The following is a 21,219-nucleotide window of genomic DNA, read 5'->3' as shown; positions in this document are numbered from 1 at the left end:
GCGGGTATCTTTAGGTTAACGCCCAATTATAATGAGCCGCATGCCGCGTATCTCGACTGCTTCTCCGCGCGCCTCGCGCAACACCCGCAACGGACCTTCGCCGCTACAGACGCGTATTTCTGCGTTGCTGCGCGAAGCCCGCTGGATTCTATTTGCCGCCCTGGCGGCCTGGCTCACCCTGGTGCTGGCCACCTGGAGCGCGTCCGACCCTGGCTGGTCGCACTCCGTGCCCGGCGACGTCGTGCGCAACCATGGGGGGCGGCTAGGTGCCTATCTGGCAGACATCCTGCTCTATCTCTTTGGCTTCTCGGCCTGGTGGTGGGTCGTCCTGCTGCTGCACCGCGTGCGCGCCGGCTACCGGCGCCTGGCCAGCCAGCTCAAGGTAACTAATAGTAAACAACCGGAAGTGTTGCCGCGCGTCCACTGGGAAGAGGGCATAGGCTTCTTTCTGTTGCTGCTGGGGTCGCTGGGTATGGAAGCCCTGCGCTTGGCCAGCCGCGGCACCCATCTGCCCGGCGCGTCTGAAACTGCCAGCGGCGCAGGCGGCGTCATCGGCCACACGCTGGCCGACCTGATCAGCCGCAGCATCGGTTTCACCGGCAGCACGCTGGCCTTCCTGGTCATGCTGGCCATCGGCCTGAGCCTGTTTTTCTCGTTCTCGTGGCTGGCTGTCGCCGAGCGCGTGGGGTCGTGGATGGAAGGCCTGGTGCGCCGCGTCCGCAATTCCTACGCTGCCCGCGAAGACCGCAAGGTTGGCGAGGTGGCGAAAGCCGTGCGTACGGAACAAGTCGTGGCCAAGCAGGAAAAGCTGGTGCATGAACAGCCGGTGCGCATCGAACCCGCCATTACCGTCGTGCCGAAGTCCGAACGGGTTGAAAAGGAAAAGCAGCAGTCGCTGTTCTTCGCGCCTGCGGGCGGCACCGAAGGCGACCTGCCTGCCATCAGCCTGCTGGACCCACCGCTGACCAACCAGGAAACGGTGTCGGCGGAAACCATCGAATTCACCTCGCGCCTGATCGAAAAGAAGCTGGCCGACTTCGGCGTGTCCGTCACTGTGGTGGCGGCGCAGGCCGGCCCGGTCATCACGCGCTATGAAATCGAGCCCGCCACCGGCGTGAAGGGCAGCCAGATCGTCAACCTGGCCAAGGACTTGGCGCGCGCGCTGAGCCTGGTCAGCATCCGGGTGGTTGAAACCATTCCGGGCAAGAACCTGATGGGCCTGGAACTGCCAAACCCGCGCCGCCAGATGGTGCGTTTGTCCGAAATTCTGGGTTCGCAGACCTATCACGCCAGCCATTCGGTCGTGACGATGGCGCTGGGCAAGGACATCGCCGGCAATCCGGTGGTGGCCGATCTGGCCAAGATGCCCCACTTGCTGGTGGCCGGTACGACCGGTTCCGGCAAGTCGGTGGGGATCAACGCCATGATCCTGTCCTTGCTGTACAAGGCCGACGCGTCCCATACCCGCCTGATCCTGATTGACCCGAAGATGCTGGAAATGAGCGTCTACGAAGGCATCCCGCACCTGCTGGCGCCGGTGGTCACCGACATGCGCCAGGCGTCCAACGCGCTGAACTGGTGCGTGGGCGAAATGGAAAAGCGCTATCGCCTGATGAGCAAGATGGGCGTGCGCAATCTGGCGGGCTACAACACCAAGATCCGCGACGCCATCAAGCGCGAGGAACCGATTCCGAACCCGTTCTCGCTGACGCCGGATCAGCCCGAGCCGCTGTCGCCCTTGCCCACCATTGTGGTGGTCATCGACGAATTGGCTGACCTGATGATGGTGGTGGGCAAGAAGATCGAAGAGCTCATCGCCCGTCTGGCGCAGAAGGCGCGCGCCGCCGGTATCCACCTGATCCTGGCCACGCAACGCCCCAGCGTGGACGTCATCACGGGCTTGATCAAGGCCAACATCCCGACGCGTATCGCGTTCCAGGTGTCGTCCAAGATCGACTCCCGCACCATTCTTGATCAGATGGGCGCCGAGACCCTGCTGGGTCAGGGCGACATGCTTTACATGCCGCCTGGCACTGGCCTGCCGGTGCGCGTGCACGGTGCGTTCTGCAGCGACGACGAAGTCCACCGCGTGGTGGAAAACCTGAAGGCGCAGGGCGAACCGAACTACATCGAAGGCCTGCTGGAAGGCGGCGTCGAAGGCGATAACGGCGAAGGCGCCAGCAGCGTCACCGGCATCGGTGGCGACGCCGAGTCCGACCCGATGTACGACCAGGCTTGTGAAGTGGTGCTCAAGCACCGCCGCGCGTCGATTTCGCTGGTGCAACGTCACCTGCGCATCGGTTACAACCGTGCGGCCCGGTTACTCGAGCAGATGGAGCAATCGGGTATGGTGTCGGCGATGCAGTCCAATGGCAACCGCGAAATTCTGGTCCCCGCGGCAGCCGCCGCCCGAGAGGAAGCATGATGAAGACGTTTCGCCGCCTGGCCGTAGTCGCAGCCCTGAGCCTGGCGCCCGCACTGACGTTCGCCGCCAGCGCGCAAGAACAGTTGAAGGCCTTCGTCGCCACGGTCTCCGCGGCGACGGGTTCGTTCTCGCAATACACGGTGAATACCCAAGGCCGTACGCAACCCGCCCAGACGGRCGTGTTCTCGTTCCAGCGCCCTGGCAAGTTCAAGTGGGCGGTGCAGAAGCCTTACGAACAGCAGGTTATCTCTGACGGCCGCACGGTGTATCAGTTTGACCCCGATCTGGCTCAGGTCACCGAGCGCAAGGTAGACGCCGCCATCGGCACGTCGCCCGCCGCCATCCTGTTTGGCTCCGGTTCGCTTGAGCAGTCGTTCGACGTTACCGCCTTGCCGTCCAAGGACGGCGTGGAATGGCTGCGCGCCAAACCGCGCACGGCGGACGCCGGCTTTTCGCGCGTGGATATCGGCATGAAAGACAACCTGCCCGTGCGCGTGGAACTGCTGGATTCTTTCGGGCAGACGACGCGCGTGGACTTGTCATCCATCGCCGCGAACCCGTCCTTGCCGGCGAAGGAATTCCAGTTCGTCGCGCCCAAGGGGGTGGATGTGGTGAAGATGTAAAAAGAAAGGCCCGGTGAATTCACCGGGCTTTTTTTCGGACGTGATCCAGGCGCCTTTCCCCGCCGGGCCGCCCCAAGGGGAAAGAGCCCCCTCGGGGGCAGCTAGCCCACGGAAGTGGGCGCGGCGTGGGGGCGCTTATACGCCACGCAATCAATCTCAACTTTAGCGTCCACCATCAAACTGGACTGCACGCAGGCGCGTGCCGGCGGGTTTTCGCCGAAGTATTCCTTGAATACCTTGTTGAACGACGGGAAATCGCGGGCGTCGTCCAGCCAGACGCCGCAACGCACCACGTGTTCCGGGCCGTAGCCGGCTTCCTTCAAGATCGCCAGCAACTGCTGAATGGCTTTATGGCACTGGGCAACCGTGCCGCCTTCAATCACTTCACCGTTTTCCATCGGCACCTGGCCAGACACGTRCAGCCAGCCGTCGGCCGCAACCGCGCGCGCAAACGGCATGTGCGATCCGCCCTGGCCGGTGCCGCCGGCCACGCCGTAGCGGGTGATGCCATTGTTGTCGGGGGTGGGGGCATTGCTCATGGATAGGCTCCTTAGGGTGTTTGGGGGGCGGGCGTCAGCGGATTTGCTGCGGCAAAGCCCGCGCGCAGATCGCCACTGCGCGGCAGCCAGCGGCCAGCGCGGTCGCCGGTGGGTTGCCCGTGGTGATAAGAGAGTGCGCCATTGACCCACACGGCTTCGATGCCGGCGGCCGTTTGTACGGGGGCGGCGAAGGTGGCGCGGTCGATGACGGTGTCGGGATTGAACAGCACCAGGTCGGCGTGATAGCCCTCGCGCACCAGGCCGCGTTCAGCCAAACCGAAACGGGCGGCGGACAGCCCGGTCATCTTGTGGACGGCCTGAATCAGCGGAAACAAGCCCACATCGCGGCTGTAATGGCCCAGCACGCGCGGGAACGCGCCCCACAGGCGGGGGTGCGGCATCGGATCGTTGGGCAGGCCGTCGGAACCCACCATCGTTAGCGGGTGCGACAGCACGCGGCGCACATCGTCTTCGTGCATGTTGTGATACACGGCGCCCGCGGGCTGCAAACGCTTGGCCGCGTCCAGCAGGCTCACGCCCCATTCGGCGGCAATGTCGGCCAGCTTGCGGCGGGCCTGCTCTGGATGCGGCACGGACCAAGTGATGTCGATGTCGAATTCGTCGGTGACCTGCTTCAAGTCCAGCGTCGACGAGCTGGCGGAATACGGATAGCAGTCACAACCCACGTGTTGCAGGCGGCCGGCGCTTTCAAGCGTGAACAGCACTTCCTTCGTGCGGCCCCAGTTGCCCGCGCCCGCGCATTTGAGGTGCGACACCACCACCGGCACGCGTGCATGCTGGGCAATGTCGAACGCTTCCTGCATGGCTTCCAGGATGGCGGCAAATTCCGAGCGCAGGTGCGTGGTGTAGAGCGCGCCGAATTCGTCCAGCGCTTCGGCCAGCAGCTTGACCTCGGCGGTGTCGGCCTCAATGGCGGACGCATACGCCAGGCCCGTGCTGAGCCCGATCGCGCCATGCGCCAGCGCGTCTCGCAGTTGCTCGCGCATCGCCAGCACTTCGTCTTGCGTGGCGGCGCGGTCCAGGCGGTCCATGTGGTTGCTGCGCAGCGCCGTGTGGCCGACCAGCGCGGCCACGTTCACGGCGGGCTGCGCGGCTTCGATGGCGCGGGTGTAGTCGGCGAACGTGGGGTAGTTGAAATCCTTGCGGCCGCCCAGCAGGTTCATTGGGTCTGGCGGGTCGGCGCGCAGCGACACGGGCGAGGCGCTGATGCCGCAGTTGCCCACCACCACCGTCGTCACGCCTTGCGACAGCTTGGGCAGCATGCCCGGCGTGCGGATGACGTTGGTGTCGTCATGCGTATGCACGTCGATGAAGCCGGGGGCGAGCGCCAGGTCGGTGCCGTCGACGATGTGGCGGGCGTGCGCGCCCGGCAGGTCGCCAATGGCGGCGATGCGGCCATTGGCCAGCGCCACGCTGGCGCGGTACTCGGGGCCGCCCGTGCCGTCCAGGACTCGGACGTTGCCTATGAGGGTGTCATACATCTTGGGTTCCAGGTTCAATCGCCCAGCGGCAAACGGTTGGGGCCGCCGCGGTGTTCGTCCAGCGCCAGCTTGATGCGGCGTAGGCGTTCGCGGTTTTCCTCTTGGTTCAGCATGGCCAGTTCGGTAGACAACAAGTCAATGGCCAGCATCATCGCGTAGCGCGATGCCGAGGGTTTGTAGATGAAGTCGGTTTCGTCGGTGCGTATCGGCAACACCACGTCGGCCAGCTTGGCCAGTTCCGACGATGCGTCGGTGATGGCGACAAGACGCGCGCGGTACTGCTTGACGATGCGCGCCGCGCCCACGATTTCCGGCGTCAGGCCCGAAGCCGACAGCACCAGCACCGCATCGCGCTCGTCCAGGGTGGCGGCCACCATGCGCAACAGCACGGCGTCGCTGTAGACGGCGATGGGGTAGCCCAGCCGCACCAGGCGCGACTGCACTTCCTGCGCCAGCACGGCGGACGCGCCGCCCATGCCGAACACGTAGATCATGCGGGCGCCGTCAATCATGGCGCAGGCTTGCTCGAACAACGACTCGGTAAAAGTGGGCAGATGCGCGCGCAGCGTGCTTTCGATGTCGGCGTAGATGCGGGCGTAGAAGGTGCTTTCCTCGGCGGGCGCGCTCGGGTCCAGAAAGCGGCTGCCCACCGTGCTGGCCTGCGCCAGCTTCATCTTCAGGTCGCGCGTGTCGTAGCAGCCGACCGTGCGCGCAAAGCGCGAGATCGTGGCGATGCTGACGCCCGCCTTGGTGGCCAACTGGTCAACGGTGGCGCTGGCGCCCCACATGATGTCGTCCAGAATGGCGTCAGCGACCTTGCGTTCGGTCACGCTCAATGCGTCCCGCCGACTGCGTATCTGGAAGACGATGTCGCGGATGATGTTCATGTGAAATTCCTGGGTCGAGTCGGGCAGGGCTGGCCGGCGTCAGGCCGCCAGCTCGGGGTCGCCGATGCGCGAACAGGCCACGTAGTGGCCCGGGCCGACGCTGACAGCTTGCGCTTCGATCGTGGCGCAGGCGTCAATGGCGTGCGGGCAGCGCGTGCGGAACACGCAACCGGACGGCGGATTGATCGGGCTGGGGATGTCGCCTTTCAGCAGAATACGCGAGCGCGGCGCACGCGGGTCCGGCACCGGCGCGGCAGACAGCAGCGCGCGAGTATAGGGATGGCGGGGGCGGGCGTACACCTCGCTGGTGGGGCCGCGCTCCATCACGCGGCCCAGATACATCACGACGACGTCATCGCACAGGTAATCCACCACCGCCAGATCATGCGCGACGAACAGCATCGTCAGCCCCAGATCGCGCTGCAAGTCCTGCAACAGGTTCAGCACCTGCGCCTGCACTGACACGTCCAGCGCCGACACCGGTTCGTCGGCCACGATGAAGTCGGGTTCGACCGCCAGCGCGCGGGCGATGCCGATGCGCTGGCGCTGGCCGCCCGAAAACTCGTGCGGATAGCGGCGGCTATGATCGGCGTTCAGGCCCACGCGTTCCAGCAGTTCGCCGATGCGGGCCGACCGCCGGTGCTGCGCAAGCTTGTGCGTGTCCAGCGCCTCGCCCAGAATCTCGGCCACCGTCATGCGGGGGTTCAGGCTGGCATACGGGTCCTGGAACACGATCTGCATGCGGCGGCGCCACGGCAGCATCTGCCTTTCATTCAGCTTGGTGATGTCTTGGCCATCGAACTCAATGCGGCCGGCAGTGGGCGCAAACAGGCGCAGCAGCGCGCGGCCCGTCGTTGTCTTGCCGGAGCCAGATTCACCCACCAGGCCGACGATAGTGTTTCTGGGTACGTCGAAGCTGACGCCGTCCACCGCCCGAACGACGGGCGCATGGCGCGCCTGCGAGGTCGGGAAATGCACTTTCAGGTCTTCGATGCGGACCAGCGGCGCTTCGGCGCGCACGGTCACTTGAGGGCTCGTCATATCGGGTTCACCTTGATGCAGCGGGCGCGATGTTCGGGTTGTACCGTGACCAGTTCCGGCACGGCGGCGCGGCAGTCGTCGGCCGCCAGCTCGCAGCGCGGCGCGAAGGTACAGCCGGCCGGCAGCGACAGCACGCTGGGCACGTTGCCGGGAATGGCGCGCAGGCGTTCGCCCGAGGCCAGCAGCGCAGCGGTGGGCAGGCACGACAACAGGCCGCGGGTGTACGGGTGCGTGGGCTTTTCGAACAGGTCGTAAACGCCCGCGTCTTCCACCACGCGGCCTGCGTACATTACCGCCACGCGATGCGCGATCTCGGCCACCACGCCCAGGTTGTGGGTGATGAACAGGATGCTCATGTTCATCTCTTTCTGCAGCCGGCGCAGCAGGTCCAGGATCTGCGCCTGCACGGTCACGTCCAGCGCGGTGGTGGGCTCGTCGGCGATCAGCACGGCCGGGTTGCAGGCCAGCGCCAGCGCGATCATCACGCGTTGGCGCATGCCGCCCGACATCTGGTGCGGGTATTCGTTGACGCGCCGGTCGGCAGCGGGAATCTCCACGCGTTCCAGCATTTCGCGGGCGCGCTTGAGCGCCGCCGCATACGAGCCGCCTTCGTGCTGCAACACGGCTTCGGCGATCTGGTCGCCCACCGTGTACAGCGGGTTCAGGCTCGTCATCGGCTCCTGGAAAATCATGGCGATTTCCGCGCCACGGATTTTCTGCAGCGTAGCGGGCGTGGCGTGGGCCAGATCATGCTGCACGCCCTGGCGGTCGCGAAACAGGATCTTGCCGGCTTCGATGCGGCCCGCCGGTTTGGGCAACAGGCCCATGATGGACAGGCTGGTTACGGATTTTCCGGAACCGGATTCACCGACGATGGCCAGCGTTTCGCCGCGAGCCAGGTCGAAGGTGACGCCGTCCACGGATTTGGCGATGCCGTCGCGGCTGTGGAACCAGGTCTTCAACCCTTCCACGGACAGCACGACGTCTCGGGTGCTTGCCGTCATGATTACAGCTCCTTGCGCAGGCGCGGGTCGAGCACGTCGCGCAGCCCGTCGCCCACTAATTGCAGCGACAGCACGGACAGCACAATGGCGATACCGGGGAAGATCATGATCCAGTCCGCCGAGCCCATGTACTGCTGGCCGGCGTTGATCATGGTGCCCCAGGTGGGAATGTCGGGCGAAACGCCCACGCCCAGGAACGACAGGCCGGCTTCGGCCAGAATCGCGTAGGCGAAGATGAACGTGCCTTGCACCAGGATGGGCGACACCAGGTTGCGCAGCACGTGCACGGTCACGATGCGCCACGTGGGCACGCCCAGCGCGCGGGCGGCTTCCACGAAAGGCAGCTCGCGGATCACCAGCGTCGAGGCGCGCACGATGCGGGCCAGGCGCGGCGTGTAGACGATGCCCAGCGCAATCACCACGTTGATCAGCGACGGGCCCAGCGCGGCCACCAGCGAGATCGCCAGCAGGATGTCGGGAAACGCCATCATGGCGTCGATCAGGCGCGACACGAACTTGTCGGCCGACCGGAAGAACCCGGCGATAAGACCCAGCGCAATGCCCAGCACGCTGGACACGACCACCACGGAAAAGCCCACCATCAGCGACAGGCGGCCGCCATAGATGACGCGGCTGAACACGTCGCGGCCGAAGTCGTCGGTGCCGAACCAGTGCGCGGCGCCCGGCGCCTTCAGCCGGTTCATGATGGACAGCTTGAACGGGTCGTAGGGGCTGACCCACGGCGCCAGCAGCGCGGCGGCCACCAGCACGATGATGACGATCAGGCTCAGCAGCACGGTCTTGCGCGACACCAAGAGGCGCAGCACCTGCCAGCGGTCGGCGCCGCCGGCGGATTGGGGAGAAGTTGCGATAGCCATATCAGTAGCGCACCCGGGGATCGACCAGCAGGTACAGCAGATCGATGATCAAATTGATCAGGACATAGATGGCCGCGATGATCAGCAGCGCGCCCTGGATGACGGGGTAGTCGCGGCGCAGCACCGCCGACACCACCAGACTGCCCACGCCGGGCAGGCCGAACACGGTTTCGGTCACGACGGCGCCGCTGATCAAGAGCGCGGTGGTCAGGCCCAGCACGGTCAGGATGGGGATCAGCGCATTGCGCACGGCGTGCTTCAGGATGACCTTGCTTTCCGGCAGGCCCTTGGCGCGCGCGGTGCGCACGTAGTCGTCACGCAGCACGTCCAGCATGCTGGCGCGGATGAAGCGGGTGATCAGCGCGGAGTTCACCAGGCCCAGCACCACCGCGGGCAGAATCAGGTGCGAAAGGCGCGTGGTCAGCGACGCGTCGGGGCCGCCATAGCCCGACACCGGCAGCCAGCCCAGCTTCACCGAGAAAATCTGCATCAGCAGCAGGCCGAGCCAGAAGCTGGGCACGCTGGAGGTGAACATCGAGAACGACAGCACCGACTGATCAAGCGTGGTGCCGCGTTTGACGGCGGACAGAATGCCCACCGGCAGCGCGATGGCGCTGGCGATAAGCAGCGACATCAACGTCAGGAAAATCGTGGGTTCGGCGCGGTCAGCCAGTGCGGAGAGCACGGGCTTGTTCATGAAGATGGACTGGCCCAGATCGCCTTGAACGAGCTTGCCCAGCCACGATACGTATTGCAGCGCCATGGGCTGGTCCAGCCCCAGCTGCGTGCGCAGCGCGGCGATGTCCTGCTGGCTGGCTTGCGGACCCAGCATCACGGCAGCCGGATCGCCGGGCGTGACGCGGATGATGACGAACACGATGGTCGCGACGATAAACATCACGGCCACCAGCCCGACCAGCCGGTTTAAGAGATAACGCAACACGATGATGTCCTAATAGAAGCGTCAATCAGTGCATGAGGGACGGGGGCCTTACTGCACGCCCCTTCCCAGCGATGGGGGGGCGCGGCGGGCGGTCTTGTTCTTGCGACCGCGCTGCCGCGCTTTACCCATCCTTACTTAGGGCTTTTCCAGGCGTTCCAGAAGAACGGCCACGGGGCGGGCTGGGTGCCTTGCAGCGAGGGCGAGCGCGCAGCCTGGGCGTTGAAATCGCCGACCTTCACGAACGGGATTTCGTCATACACGGCCTGCTGCACGTCGGCCCAGCGCTTGATGCGCTCTTCCTGCGTGCGGGCCTGGTTGTAGGCGTCCATCACCTGGGCGCGGCGCGGCGTGTCCCACCAGCCCGGCGCGTCCTTGGACGGGAAGTCGATCAGCGCGGGTTCCGGCAGGAACACACTGTGCGTGATGAAGATGTCCCACACGGCGGGGTCTTGGCGGCGTTGCGTCAGCGTGGCCCAATCCACCACCTGCATGTCCACCGTGAAGCCGGCTGCCTTCAGGTATTCCGCGGCCACCAGCGCCATCTTGTAATGGAACTCGTACTGCTGGCTGGTCAGGATGCGGATCTTCTTGTCGGCGACGTTGGCGCTGTCCAAAAGTTTCTTGGCGGCGGCGGAGTCGGCCTTGTTGTAGACCTTGCCGCCCAGCGACGTGGCCCACGGGTAGCCTTCGGGATACAGGTCGCCGTTCAGCTTGTAGAAGTCTTTGTTGCCGAACGCGGCAAACAGCATGTCTTCTTCATTCAGCGCCAGCTGCACGGCCTGGCGCACGGCCAGGTTGGACATGATGCCTTGCTTGGTGTTGAGCACCAGGCGCGGCCAGCCGAAAGGCTTCAGCATCACCGGGTCGGAACGGCCGCCCTTGAGCTTCTCCAGCGCTTCCACGGGCAGCGAGTCGACGTAGTCGAACTGGCCGGCGGCAGCGGCTTCCGAGCGGGTGTTGGCGTTGCTGACCGGCACGAAACGGATTTCGTCCAGGTATTGCTTGCGTGCGCCGCCGTAGCCGTCGGGCTCGCCTTCGCGTTGCTTGTAGCCGTCGAAACGCACCAGCTGGATGTACTGGTCCGGCACGCGCGCCTTCAGTTGGTAAGGCCCCGTGCCGACGATTTCGGTCAGCACCGGCGCGATCTTGCCCTTGGGCATGATGACGGCGGCGGCGTTGTTCATCGCCAGCAGCGCGGTCAGCGGCGCATAGGGTTGCTTCAGCGTGATGCGGATGGTGTTGGCGTCAGGCGCTTCGATGCTCTGGATGACCTTGGCGGCGCCCTTGCCGCGCGTGGCGGTTTCCGTCCAGCGCTTCAACGAGGCCAGCACGTCCGACGAATCCATCTTCGAACCGTCATGGAACGTGATGCCCTGACGCAGCGGAATCGTGTAGATCAGGCCGTCGGGGGTCACGTCCGGCATCTTGTCGGCCAACAGCGGAGTCAGGTTCCACTTGGCGTCGAAGGTGTACAGCGTTTCGAAGAAGTGCTGTGTCAGGATGCCCACCAGATCAGCGGTGCTGGTCATGGGGTCAAGCGTCGGCGGCTCACCGATGGTGGCGACGGAAATCGTGCCCCCCTTGACCGGCGTGGCACTCAGGGCGGGGGACGACATTGCGGTCAAGCCAATTGCGCCGGCCGCGAGCAGGCTGGTCAGCCCGCCGCCTCGCCGGGAGGGTCGGAAGTTCATGATTCTCTCTCCAGAGGGGTCAAAAACAGGTTGTCGCGTGAAATCAGGTAAGCGCCGGTTCCCAAGTCATTCAGCCCCCTTGGGCCTGGCGCGATGCGTCAGGCAGGGGGCGTTCAGAAGAAGGTTTCGGCCACGTCCGTGACGCGGTACTGCTCGTCCACCAGCAAGACCTGGCGCCACTTGTCGAACGTCAGGCAGGGGTGGGAGATATCGAAGGCGATCATGTCGCCGACTTGAATGTCGTCGCCGTCGGCGATCTGCATGAAGGCGTGCTGGTCCATCATGGCGGTCAGCTTCCAGGCGCGGTTCGCGTCGGCCGGGGCGCTTCGCCCCGGACGGTAGTGCAGGGCGGGCGTAGGCAGTCCGGCGTCAAACGCGGCGTCGCGCTTGCCCATTGCGATGATGGCGCGGCCGGGTTCGGGCAGCGACTGCACGTAGGCCCAGACCTGCAAGGCGGGCAGCAGGCCCGGCTCCATTTTTTGCGCCACGGGGTTGTGGGCGTTGATGCGTTCGGCGGCCGAGCGGTACACGCCCACATCGTGCGACAGGTAGCAGCCCGGGCGCAGCACCACTTCCAGCGGTGCGCCAATATCCAGCTGCGAGAATTCTTCGGCCACGACGTCGAACCAGGCCGACCCGGCGCCCGAGATCACGGCGGGGCCGTTCTTGCGCAGGCGGCCGGCGGTGGCCAGGCCGCGCAGGGCGTCGGTGGCGCGGCGCAGGAATGCGCGGATGGCGCCTTCTTCCTGCAACACTCCTTCGTAGACTTCAATGCCGGCCAACGCCAATCCGGGCCAGCGGCCGATTTCTTCCACCACGGCTTGCAGTTGGGCGTCGTCGCGCACGCCGGTGCGTCCGCCGGTGGGGCCCAGTTCAATCAGCACCGGCAGGGTCAGGCCTTGCTCGCCGAAGAACTCGCCCAGTTGGGCGGCGTTGGCGGGGGAATCGACGATGCAGAAGTACGTGAAGGCGGGGTCTTGCAGCAGGCGGGCGATGATGGCCATGTTGGCGCGGCCCACCAGCTGGTTGGCCATCAGCACGCGGCGGATGCCGTGTTGATAGGCGGCCAGCACTTGGGGAGCCGTCGCCAGCGTGATGCCCCAGGCGCCGTTGTCGATCTGGCGCTTGAACAGCGCCGGGCTCATCGTGGTCTTGCCGTGGGGCGCCAGTTTGACGTGGTACGCCTCCATGAACTGCTGCATCCATTGCAGGTTGTGGCGCACGCGGGCTTCATAGAGCACGGCGACGGGCAGGCTGACGTCTTCGTCCAGCAGGTTCCAGTTCAGGGCCGCCACGCCCGCGGTCGTACAGGACTCGGGGAACGCGCCCAGGCCTTTGCCATTCACGTCCAACAAGGCTGCGGGGGAAGAAGAATTCGTCATGGTGGGCGCCTGCTTTGGAAAATATTTACGTCAAAGTTCGTTTTTTTCATTATCGTGAAAGAAATTTACAAGCGGGAGCTAGGAGTTACCCTAGTCGACAGGGCGGCCCACGTGGCTCCACAGGGATTTACACGGCTCTCCACACGGCAGCCCAGTTGGCGCGACAATAGCGAAACGTTCGAAATTCATCGCGCCAAACAAGGAAATGCCATGCTGAAAGTCGCTTTGGGCCAGTTCGCCGTCAGCCGCGTCTGGGAAGAAAACGCGCAAGTCTGCGTCGACCTGATGACGCGCGCCCGCGAGGGCGGGGCGGATCTGCTGGTGCTGCCCGAAGGCATCCTGGCCCGCGATATCACCGACCCGCAGATCGTGCTGAAGGCCGCACAGCCGCTGGATGGCCCGTTCATGACCCGCCTGCTGCAAGCCAGCCGCGGCTCGTCCTTGTCGACGATGATGTGCGTCCATATCCCCACCGGGGACGGCCGCGTCTGGAACACGCTGGTCACGCTGCGCGACGGCGAAATCGTGTCGCAGTACCGCAAGCTGCACCTGTATGACGCCTTCACGATGAAGGAATCTACCAACGTCACGCCGGGCACCGAGATCCCGCCCCTGCTGGAAATCGCCGGCCTGCGCGTGGGCCTGATGACCTGCTATGACGTGCGCTTCCCCGAATTGGCGCGCCGCCTGGCGCTGGACGGCGCTGACCTGCTGGTGCTGCCGGCCGCGTGGGTGCGCGGGCCGTTGAAGGAAATGCACTGGGAGGTATTGGTCACGGCGCGCGCGCTGGAAAACACCTGCTATGTGGCCGCCACGGGCGAATGCGGCGAACGCAATATCGGTTGCAGCATGGTGGTGGACCCCTTGGGTGTCGTCACGGCCCGCGCGGGCGAGGCGCCGGCGCTGGTTTTTGCCGATATCGACCCCGAGCGTCTGGCGCATGCCCGCAAGGTGCTGCCGGTGCTGGCCAACCGCCGTTTTGCGCCGCCGGAATTGGCCTAGCCGACGTGCCGGCTGCGCAAGTCAGTCGGCATGGCCGTCATGGTGTAATGCTGACTTGAACTTCACGCTGTCCTCCCTCATCTGCTGCCAATGAGCAACGATCTCTTCGCGGCCGATCCTGCGCATCGGCCCTATGTGCCTCTGGCCGAACGCCTGCGTCCGCGCACCTTGTCTGACGTCGTCGGGCAATCGCACCTGCTGGGGCCTGACAAGCCCCTGCGCGTCGCCTTCGAATCGGGCCGTCCGCACTCCATGATTTTCTGGGGGCCGCCCGGCGTGGGCAAAACCACGCTGGCGCGCCTGATGGCCGACGGCTTCGATGCCCAGTTCATCGCCATCTCGGCCGTGCTGGGCGGGGTGAAAGATATCCGCGAAGCGGTCACGGTGGCGCAGGTGGCGCAAGGCCAGGGCCGCCGCACGATCCTGTTCGTGGACGAGGTGCACCGCTTCAACAAGGCCCAGCAGGATGCTTTCCTGCCCTATGTGGAAAGCGGGCTGTTCACGTTCATTGGCGCCACCACCGAAAACCCGTCGTTCGAGGTCAACTCGGCCTTGCTGTCGCGGGCGCGGGTGTACGTGCTGCAATCGCTGTCGCCTGAAGAATTGCAACAGCTCGTCGATCGCGCGGTGACCGCGCTGAACGACGGGGTGGAAGACGGCGAGGCCATCCGCGTCGAGGACGATGCGCGCGAACAATTGGCCGCGTGGGCCGACGGTGACGCGCGCCGGTTGATCAGTGCGGTCGAAGTCGTGGCGGAATCGGCGCAGTCGGCGGGGCGCGACACGGTCGACGCCGCCTGGCTGGAAATCTCGCTGTCGCAGAACCTGCGCCGTTTCGACAAGGGCGGTGACGCGTTCTACGACCAGATCAGCGCGCTGCACAAATCGGTGCGCGGCTCCAACCCGGACGCGGCCCTGTACTGGTTCTGCCGCATGATCGACGGCGGCGCCGATCCCAAATACCTGTCGCGCCGGCTGGTGCGCATGGCGGTGGAAGACATCGGCCTGGCCGACCCGCGCGCCACCGATCTGGCCGTCGTTGGGGCCGACATCTACGAACGCCTGGGCTCGCCCGAAGGCGAGCTGGCGCTGGCGCAAGCCGTGGTCTACATGGCCTGCGCGGCCAAGTCGAACGCGGTCTATAACGCCTATAACCAGGCGCGCCAGTTCGCGGCCGAACACGGCAGCGCGCCGGTGCCGATTCATCTGCGCAATGCGCCCACCAAATTGATGAAGCAATTGGGCCACGGCAAGGCCTATCGCTACGCGCACGACGAGCCGCACGGCTATGCCGCCGGCGAGCAATATTTCCCTGATGGACTCAAGCCTTCCTTCTATCGGCCGACCGATCGCGGCCTGGAGGCTAAAATCCAGCAAAAGTTGGCATTTCTGCGCGAGCTGGACGCGCAGGAACGCGCCAAGAACCGGTAACGGGCCACGCCCGTTGCTTCACGCAACTCTCAACCGACCTCACCGATGCTAGACCCGATACTGCTGCGCAAAGACCTGCAAACCGTCGTAGACCGCCTCAAGAGCCGTGGCGTGTCCTTCGACACGGAACGGTTCAACGACCTGGAATCTCGCCGCAAGGCCGTCCAGACCGAGACCGAGTCCCTGCAAGCCCGCCGCAACGCGCTGGCCAAGCAGATCGGTCAGTTGAAGGCCAAGGGCGAAGACGCCAGCGCCGTCATGGCGGAATCCCAAGCCGTGCCGGTCCGCCTGAAGCAGCTGGAAGAAGAGCTGGCCGCCTTGCAGGCGCCGCTGAATGAGCTGCTGATGTCGGTGCCGAACCTGCCGCACGCCAGCGTGCCGCTGGGCGAGTCCGCCGACGACAACGTCGAAGTGCGCCGCTGGCTGCCGGGTGAAGCCGGCGCCGATGGCAACCCGCCGCCCCTGGCGTTCGACGCCCGTGACCACGTCGCTATCGGCGAGCCGCTGGGCCTGGACTTCGACATGGCGGCCAAGCTGTCGGGCGCGCGCTTCTCGTTCATGCGCGGCCCCATCGCCCGCCTGCACCGCGCGCTGTCCCAGTTCATGCTGGACTTGCAAACGGGCACGCACGGCTACACCGAGTGCTACACGCCTTACATCGTCAACGCGTCCACCCTGTACGGCACGGGCCAGCTGCCCAAGTTCAAGGACGACATGTTCGCCGTGTCCAAGGGTGGTGGCGACGACGATCCCAAGGTGGATGCCGCAGGCAACCCCTACGTGCGCGAAGACCAATACCTGATCTCCACGTCGGAAATCACCTTGACCAGCGTGGCGCGCGACACCATCCAGGCCACCGCCGACCTGCCGCTGAAACTCACCGCGCATACGCCGTGCTTCCGTTCCGAAGCGGGCAGTGGCGGCCGCGACACGCGCGGCATGATCCGCCAGCATCAGTTCGACAAGGTCGAAATGGTGCAGATCACGCAGCCCGAGCAATCGTACGAAGCGCTGGAAGACATGGTCGGCCACGCGGAACGCGTGCTGCAGCTGCTGGGCCTGCCGTACCGCGTGGTGCTGCTGTGCACGGGTGACATGGGCTTTGGTTCGGCCAAGACCTATGACCTGGAAGTGTGGCTGCCGGCGCAAAACACGTGGCGCGAAATTTCGTCGGTGTCCAACTGCGAAACCTTCCAGGCCCGCCGCATGCAGGCGCGCTTCCGCAATGCCCAGGGCAAGCCGGAGTTCGTGCACACGCTCAACGGTTCCGGCCTGGCCGTGGGCCGTGCGCTGGTGGCGGTGCTGGAAAACCACCAGCAAGCTGACGGCAGCGTGCTGATCCCCGAAGCCTTGCAGCCTTACATGGGCGGTCTGACGGTGCTGAAGCCGTAAAGAAAAGCGGTCTGTATATCGCGTCTATCGGCCATTTGGCGGATAAGAAAACGGAGCCTCCGGGCTCCGTTTTTTTTTTATCATGTCGACATATTCTTGTCGTTTTTGCTATTTAAGATCTCGGGGTGAGTGCTTGATTTTGATGTGAGCAATTGTGTATTTCTAATAAAAGGGCCGGATAGTTGCGGCACAATACACCCGCGTTCTACACGCTTCATTCACTTATATAACAAGGAGTTGTCCATGACTTCAAGAATGATTGGAGATTTTCGTGTGAGATGCTCTGTCGCTCGTGAGGACGAACAGGGCTACCGCGTGCAGATATGGACCCGCCGAGTGGGCGGAACCGCACCGGAAAAATGCTGGACTGTGCCGGGACAGGCGCCGTTCTCAGACTTGCACGAAGCAGAACAGGAAAGCCGTCAATTGTTCCAAGATATCAATGGTGTGCGTTTCAACGGTGAACCGGAGTTTGCTCATGCGTCCGCATAATGGCTGGTGGCGGGCGTCCAGTGCGCCTCGTCGATGGATCGATCTTGTTCAAGAATCGCCGCGTTGGGCCGATAACAAGGCCAACCCGGTATCGCAGACGCCCGCTGTGGCAGGCAAACCTGTGCAGGCCCCTGCGGCCTGAATCCCTTCCAACGGGGCACCGGACATTGTCCCGGCGGAAAAAAAAGGCCACTCTTTCGAGTGGCCTTTGCTTTTGGCCGCGGCTTTTACACCGCGGTTAAGTTGACGCGTTTAGCGGCGCCAGTCACCACGGCCGTCGCCATGTCCGTGCCCATGTCCGCGGTAGTAGCCGGGGCCCGGGCCGTAGTAGCGCGGGGGCGGGCCGCCGCGCCAGTGGGGGCCGCCGCGGTAATAGACCGGGGCGGGGTAAACCACCGGGGGCGCCACGTATACGGGAGCCGGGCGGTAATAGACGGGCGGGGGCGGCGCCACGTAGACCGGGGCGGGGGCGACATACACCGGCGCCGGATACACCACACCGGGTACGCCAATGGAAATCCCCACATCCACACGAGCCAAGGCCACGCTTGAGATCAGCAGACCTGCGGCACCTGCACCAGCGATAAGCCATTTTTTCATGTTGCACCTGCCTGCTGCGCGACACAGCAAAGTTGAGTATTCGACGCCTCTATTTTCGGGCTTTTCCGCCCGCTTTTCGTAAGCGCCACTTCCTCAATAGCGACAATCCGCAACCGTCCCCGTGTTCGAATTCGCTTGGGTGTTGCACTGCGGGGTAGTGCGTCCGCTCTGGTAAACCCGGACTTGAAATCGATTGAAATCGAGTGGAATGAGATGAAGTTAATAGGGGGCGTTACACGCCGTCACCATCCGCGGGCGGTGTGAGGCGCATCCGCCACGTCAGTCGCCATGCGTGCGGCGGAACTCCACCACCCATACCCACGGATTTGCCGCCCAAGCGTGCGCGCCGTAGCGTTCGCACCACGTCAACGCAAACGCCGTTTGAAGTGGCACGCCAGGCAGCAGCGCAGAGGATTCATACAGCGCTTGTGTGCCTTCGGCGCGCGCATCCGCTTCGGTCAGGTTCTGCAAGCGCTGGATGCGCACACCGACGACAAGCGCGGTGGCGAATGGCGTGCCGGCTTCGTCCGTCAAGACAATGCTCTCGCCGGACTTGCCGTACGGACATCGCACCCAGCTTGAGGTCTTACGGAGTTCAGTGGGGTTGTCGCGGTTGGGGCCCATGGCGACCCATCTGCCGGAATCGGCAGCGTCCGCATACCAGACCGTGGTCGGCTTGGTTGGCTGTGGCTTCACGATGCGGCGGCTTTGCACCTTTGAGCCGTTTAAAACGGCTTGTTTAAGCGGCTCGCTGAATTGAAGTGACTGCCTTTTCATGCGCTCGCTATTCTCCTCTCGATGAACGGCACCGCGTTGGTCGCTGAGGTGCCGAAATCGATGCGTGACAACTGCACCAGCTATTTCAGCCTAGGAGCAGGCAGTATGACTTGTCGGGTTCACGATGTCAGGCACGGTTTGTATTTGTGTTGTCTTTTTGTACAAAGCATCGATGTTTGTATACTCAGGGAATGAACACAGACCTGCACAATCTCAAGCCCGGTTACTACTGGTACACCATGGCCAACGACCCGCTGGCCGTCATCCACATCCATGAAGACGGTGGCGCTTCGCTCATGGGTTCGGACTATCGCATCGGCGCCGAAGGCGTGGCCGATATGGTCCGCCAAGGCGAACGCTTCTTCTGGATCGAACCCCCGCAAGTTTGAAGCCGCAAGGCCTCTCACGGCCGGCCCGCGTGGCCGGCCGCTTGCGTTTGTCCCGGACTCACCATGACTGATCTGTTGCTGAAGAATGTCCGCGTGTCCCCAAGCGGTGCCGTGGATGTGTTGGTGCGCGGTGGCCGCATTGCGCAAATCGGCCCGCAGATTTCTGCGACGCCCGACACCCTGACGGAAGACGGCGGCGGCGCGTTGCTGCTTCCCGGTCTGGTGGAAGGGCACACCCATCTGGACAAGACCAACTGGGAATCGCCCTGGTACGTGAACGAGGTGGGTTCGGCGCTGACCGACCGCATCGACAACGAACGCGCCTGGCGCGCCAGCACCGGGCATGACGCAGCCAGCCACGCGCGTGCGCTGGCGCTGGCTTTCCTGCGCGAAGGCACCACCCGCATCCGCAGCCATGTCGACGTGGACACCGACGCCGGCCTGCGCCATCTGCATGGCGTTCACGCCACACGCGCCGAACTGGCGGGCCGCGTGGAAATTCAAACGGTGGCGTTTCCGCAATCGGGTTTGCTCATCCGTCCTGGCACGGCCGAGTTGCTCGATCAGGCGCTGGCGGATGGCGCCGATGTGCTGGGCGGGCTGGACCCCTCCGCCATTGATCGTGATCCGGCGCGCTCGCTGGATGTGCTGTTTGGCCTGGCCGACAAGCATGGCAAGCCCGTGGATATCCACTTGCACGAGCCCGGCGAATTGGGCGCGTTCACGCTGGACCTGACGCTGGACCGCGTGGCGGCCTTGGGCATGAACGGCAAGGTAGTCATCAGCCACGCGTTCTGTCTGGGCGGCGTGGACGCCAAGCGACTGGACGGATTGCTGAAGCGGCTGGCCGCGCTGGACGTGGCCGTGCTGACCACCGCGCCGCCGTCCCGCCCCGTGCCGGCCGTGCGCGCCTGTCGCGAAGCGGGCGTCACGATCTTCGGCGGCAACGACGGCATTCGCGATACCTGGACGCCCTACGGCAGCCCCGACATGCTGGCGCGCGCCATGATGATCGGGCTGCGCAACGATCTGCGCCGTGACGATGAAGTCGAATGGGCGTTTGATTGCGTCACCGGCGCCGCCGCGCGCGCCTGCGGCTTTGCCGACTACGGCCTGACGATGGGCGCACGCGCCGACCTGGTGCTGGTCGACGCCAGCTGCGTGGCCGAAGCCGTTGTCACGCGCAAGCCTCGCCGCCTGGTGGTGTCAGGCGGCGTTGTCGTGGCGCGCAACGGGCAGGACGCCATCGCCTAAGGGCGGGACAGGCCGAGTCGCCCAAGTACGGGACAGGCCGTGTCGCCTAAGGGCGGGACAGGCCGAGCTGCGACTCGGTCAACTCCACAAACGCCCGCATCAATTCCGAACGCACGCCGGCGCGCAGCCAGATGGCGCCGACGGTGCGCACGGGGCAGGGCGTTGGCAACGGCCAGCGCTTGACGCGCGCCATCGCCTCGCCGGTTGTCGCCCAGTCTGGCAGCAGCGCCACCCCCAGTCCTTCCGCCACCAGCTTGGCGATGGAATCGATGCCATCCAGTTCAAACCGCACGTGCGGCCGCAGATTGCGCGCCCGCAGATAATCGTCGGCCATCTTGCCGCCGACCACGCTGCGGTCGTAGCAGATGTAGGGTTCGCGCGCGAGGATCGCCAGCGGATCGCCCACCGTCATGTCGGCCGGCGTGACCAGCACCAGCGGTTCGTGACGCAGGTCGCGCCAGTCGCAGGTCTTGGGCAGCGTAAACAGCGGATGCACCAGCAGCGCGCCATCCAGTTCGCCCGACAGCACCTTGCTGTACAGCAGCGTCGTGGGCGCGGGTTCGATATAGATTTCGATGTGGGGATGGCGCGCCACCCACGTGCGCAGCACGGGCGGCATGATGCCTGTCAGCGCCGTGGGCGTGGCGCCCAGCCGCAGCGGTCCGGCGGGCAGCTCGGTGTCGCTGGCGGCCGAGCGCAAGTCGCGCACGTCGCGCAGGATGTGGCGCGCGCGTTCCAGGATGCGGATGCCGGCTGGCGTGGGTTTGACGGTGCGCCCGGATCGGGCGATCAGCGCGCTGCCCACGTCCGCCTCCAGTGCGCGCAAGCGCTGCTGAACGGTGGCGGGCGTCAGCCCCTGGTGCCGGGCGGCCTGGGCGATGGAACCCAGCTCCACCACATGCACATAGGTTTGCAGAAAGCGCGAGTCCACGACGGCGAGCCTTTTGGGAAGATGGATTTTTCGTAT

20 protein-coding genes are annotated in these 21,219 nt (G+C 64.9%); 8 read left to right on the top strand and 12 right to left on the bottom strand.

Features of this window, described 5'->3' with window-relative positions:
- Positions 1-40: 40 nt before the first annotated feature.
- Together AC1DSJ_RS14675 and lolA are read left to right on the top strand one after the other, a co-directional pair.
- Positions 41-2,425, top strand: a complete 2,385-nt coding sequence (locus tag AC1DSJ_RS14675) for a DNA translocase FtsK (protein ID WP_156336646.1) — start codon at positions 41-43, stop codon at positions 2,423-2,425.
- Positions 2,425-3,048 (top strand): outer membrane lipoprotein chaperone LolA, encoded by a 624-nt coding sequence (lolA, locus tag AC1DSJ_RS14670; protein WP_476760340.1) that lies wholly within the window; start codon positions 2,425-2,427, stop codon positions 3,046-3,048. The genes AC1DSJ_RS14675 and lolA overlap by 1 nt, the downstream gene beginning before the upstream one ends.
- 101 nt (positions 3,049-3,149) lie before the next feature.
- On the opposite strand, the gene AC1DSJ_RS14665 is transcribed toward lolA, so the two are convergent.
- From AC1DSJ_RS14665 to AC1DSJ_RS14625, 9 genes are all read right to left on the bottom strand, one after another.
- Positions 3,150-3,587, bottom strand: coding sequence for a RidA family protein (locus AC1DSJ_RS14665; protein WP_476760336.1), 438 nt, complete (start codon positions 3,585-3,587; stop codon positions 3,150-3,152).
- Between the two features lie 11 nt (positions 3,588-3,598).
- Positions 3,599-5,089 carry an N-acyl-D-amino-acid deacylase family protein gene (locus AC1DSJ_RS14660; RefSeq protein ID WP_054424375.1) on the bottom strand — a complete coding sequence of 497 codons (1,491 nt, stop codon included), beginning with the start codon at positions 5,087-5,089 and terminating at the stop codon, positions 3,599-3,601.
- A gap of 14 nt (positions 5,090-5,103) precedes the next feature.
- On the bottom strand, positions 5,104-5,976 hold the full coding sequence (locus AC1DSJ_RS14655; RefSeq protein WP_441370578.1) for a MurR/RpiR family transcriptional regulator: 873 nt from the start codon (positions 5,974-5,976) through the stop codon (positions 5,104-5,106).
- A gap of 39 nt (positions 5,977-6,015) precedes the next feature.
- Complete coding sequence (locus AC1DSJ_RS14650; RefSeq protein ID WP_441370579.1) at positions 6,016-7,017, bottom strand: ABC transporter ATP-binding protein; 1,002 nt, start codon at positions 7,015-7,017, stop codon at positions 6,016-6,018.
- Complete coding sequence (locus AC1DSJ_RS14645; RefSeq protein WP_054424370.1) at positions 7,014-8,021, bottom strand: ABC transporter ATP-binding protein; 1,008 nt, start codon at positions 8,019-8,021, stop codon at positions 7,014-7,016. The genes AC1DSJ_RS14650 and AC1DSJ_RS14645 overlap by 4 nt, the downstream gene beginning before the upstream one ends.
- A gap of 2 nt (positions 8,022-8,023) precedes the next feature.
- Positions 8,024-8,899, bottom strand: coding sequence for an ABC transporter permease (locus AC1DSJ_RS14640; protein WP_054424368.1), 876 nt, complete (start codon positions 8,897-8,899; stop codon positions 8,024-8,026).
- A 1-nt stretch (position 8,900) separates the two neighbouring features.
- Positions 8,901-9,842, bottom strand: a complete 942-nt coding sequence (locus AC1DSJ_RS14635; RefSeq protein WP_441370580.1) for an ABC transporter permease — start codon at positions 9,840-9,842, stop codon at positions 8,901-8,903.
- A gap of 131 nt (positions 9,843-9,973) precedes the next feature.
- Positions 9,974-11,533: an ABC transporter substrate-binding protein gene (locus tag AC1DSJ_RS14630; protein WP_054424364.1), complete on the bottom strand. Its 1,560-nt coding sequence runs from the start codon at positions 11,531-11,533 to the stop codon at positions 9,974-9,976.
- Between the two features lie 113 nt (positions 11,534-11,646).
- Positions 11,647-12,915, bottom strand: coding sequence for an amino acid deaminase (locus tag AC1DSJ_RS14625; RefSeq protein ID WP_427952037.1), 1,269 nt, complete (start codon positions 12,913-12,915; stop codon positions 11,647-11,649).
- 210 nt (positions 12,916-13,125) lie between these two features.
- On the opposite strand from AC1DSJ_RS14625, the gene AC1DSJ_RS14620 reads away from it, so the two are divergent.
- The 4 genes from AC1DSJ_RS14620 (at position 13,126) to AC1DSJ_RS14605 (ending at position 17,232) form a co-directional block, all read left to right on the top strand.
- The gene (locus AC1DSJ_RS14620; RefSeq protein ID WP_441370581.1) at positions 13,126-13,917 is read left to right on the top strand and encodes a deaminated glutathione amidase; all 792 of its coding nucleotides are present in this window, start codon (positions 13,126-13,128) and stop codon (positions 13,915-13,917) included.
- Between the two features lie 90 nt (positions 13,918-14,007).
- Entirely contained in the window at positions 14,008-15,348 is a 1,341-nt protein-coding gene (locus AC1DSJ_RS14615) for a replication-associated recombination protein A (RefSeq protein ID WP_054424359.1), read from the top strand.
- A 45-nt stretch (positions 15,349-15,393) separates the two neighbouring features.
- Positions 15,394-16,740, top strand: a complete 1,347-nt coding sequence (serS, locus tag AC1DSJ_RS14610; RefSeq protein WP_441370582.1) for a serine--tRNA ligase — start codon at positions 15,394-15,396, stop codon at positions 16,738-16,740.
- Positions 16,741-16,983: 243 nt separating this feature from the next.
- Positions 16,984-17,232 carry a hypothetical protein gene (locus AC1DSJ_RS14605; RefSeq protein ID WP_082387111.1) on the top strand — a complete coding sequence of 83 codons (249 nt, stop codon included), beginning with the start codon at positions 16,984-16,986 and terminating at the stop codon, positions 17,230-17,232.
- Positions 17,233-17,484: 252 nt separating this feature from the next.
- Here the strand turns inward: AC1DSJ_RS14605 and AC1DSJ_RS14600 are convergent, their stop codons facing one another.
- Both AC1DSJ_RS14600 and AC1DSJ_RS14595 read right to left on the bottom strand, forming a co-directional pair.
- Positions 17,485-17,832 carry a virulence factor gene (locus AC1DSJ_RS14600; protein WP_054424354.1) on the bottom strand — a complete coding sequence of 116 codons (348 nt, stop codon included), beginning with the start codon at positions 17,830-17,832 and terminating at the stop codon, positions 17,485-17,487.
- A 279-nt stretch (positions 17,833-18,111) separates the two neighbouring features.
- Entirely contained in the window at positions 18,112-18,609 is a 498-nt protein-coding gene (locus AC1DSJ_RS14595) for an ASCH domain-containing protein (protein WP_054424352.1), read from the bottom strand.
- Positions 18,610-18,800: 191 nt separating this feature from the next.
- Here AC1DSJ_RS14595 and AC1DSJ_RS14590 point away from each other — a divergent pair, with 191 nt between their 5' ends.
- Both AC1DSJ_RS14590 and AC1DSJ_RS14585 read left to right on the top strand, forming a co-directional pair.
- Positions 18,801-18,998, top strand: a complete 198-nt coding sequence (locus AC1DSJ_RS14590; RefSeq protein WP_054424350.1) for a hypothetical protein — start codon at positions 18,801-18,803, stop codon at positions 18,996-18,998.
- Between the two features lie 63 nt (positions 18,999-19,061).
- The gene (locus tag AC1DSJ_RS14585) at positions 19,062-20,252 is read left to right on the top strand and encodes an amidohydrolase family protein (RefSeq protein ID WP_441370583.1); all 1,191 of its coding nucleotides are present in this window, start codon (positions 19,062-19,064) and stop codon (positions 20,250-20,252) included.
- Between the two features lie 46 nt (positions 20,253-20,298).
- Here the strand turns inward: AC1DSJ_RS14585 and AC1DSJ_RS14580 are convergent, their stop codons facing one another.
- Positions 20,299-21,183, bottom strand: a complete 885-nt coding sequence (locus AC1DSJ_RS14580; protein WP_441370584.1) for a LysR family transcriptional regulator — start codon at positions 21,181-21,183, stop codon at positions 20,299-20,301.
- Positions 21,184-21,219: the final 36 nt, after the last annotated feature.

The sequence above is a fragment of the Achromobacter sp. 01N37 genome (assembly GCF_056399725.1).
This window is presented reverse-complemented; position numbering and strand designations above follow the sequence as displayed.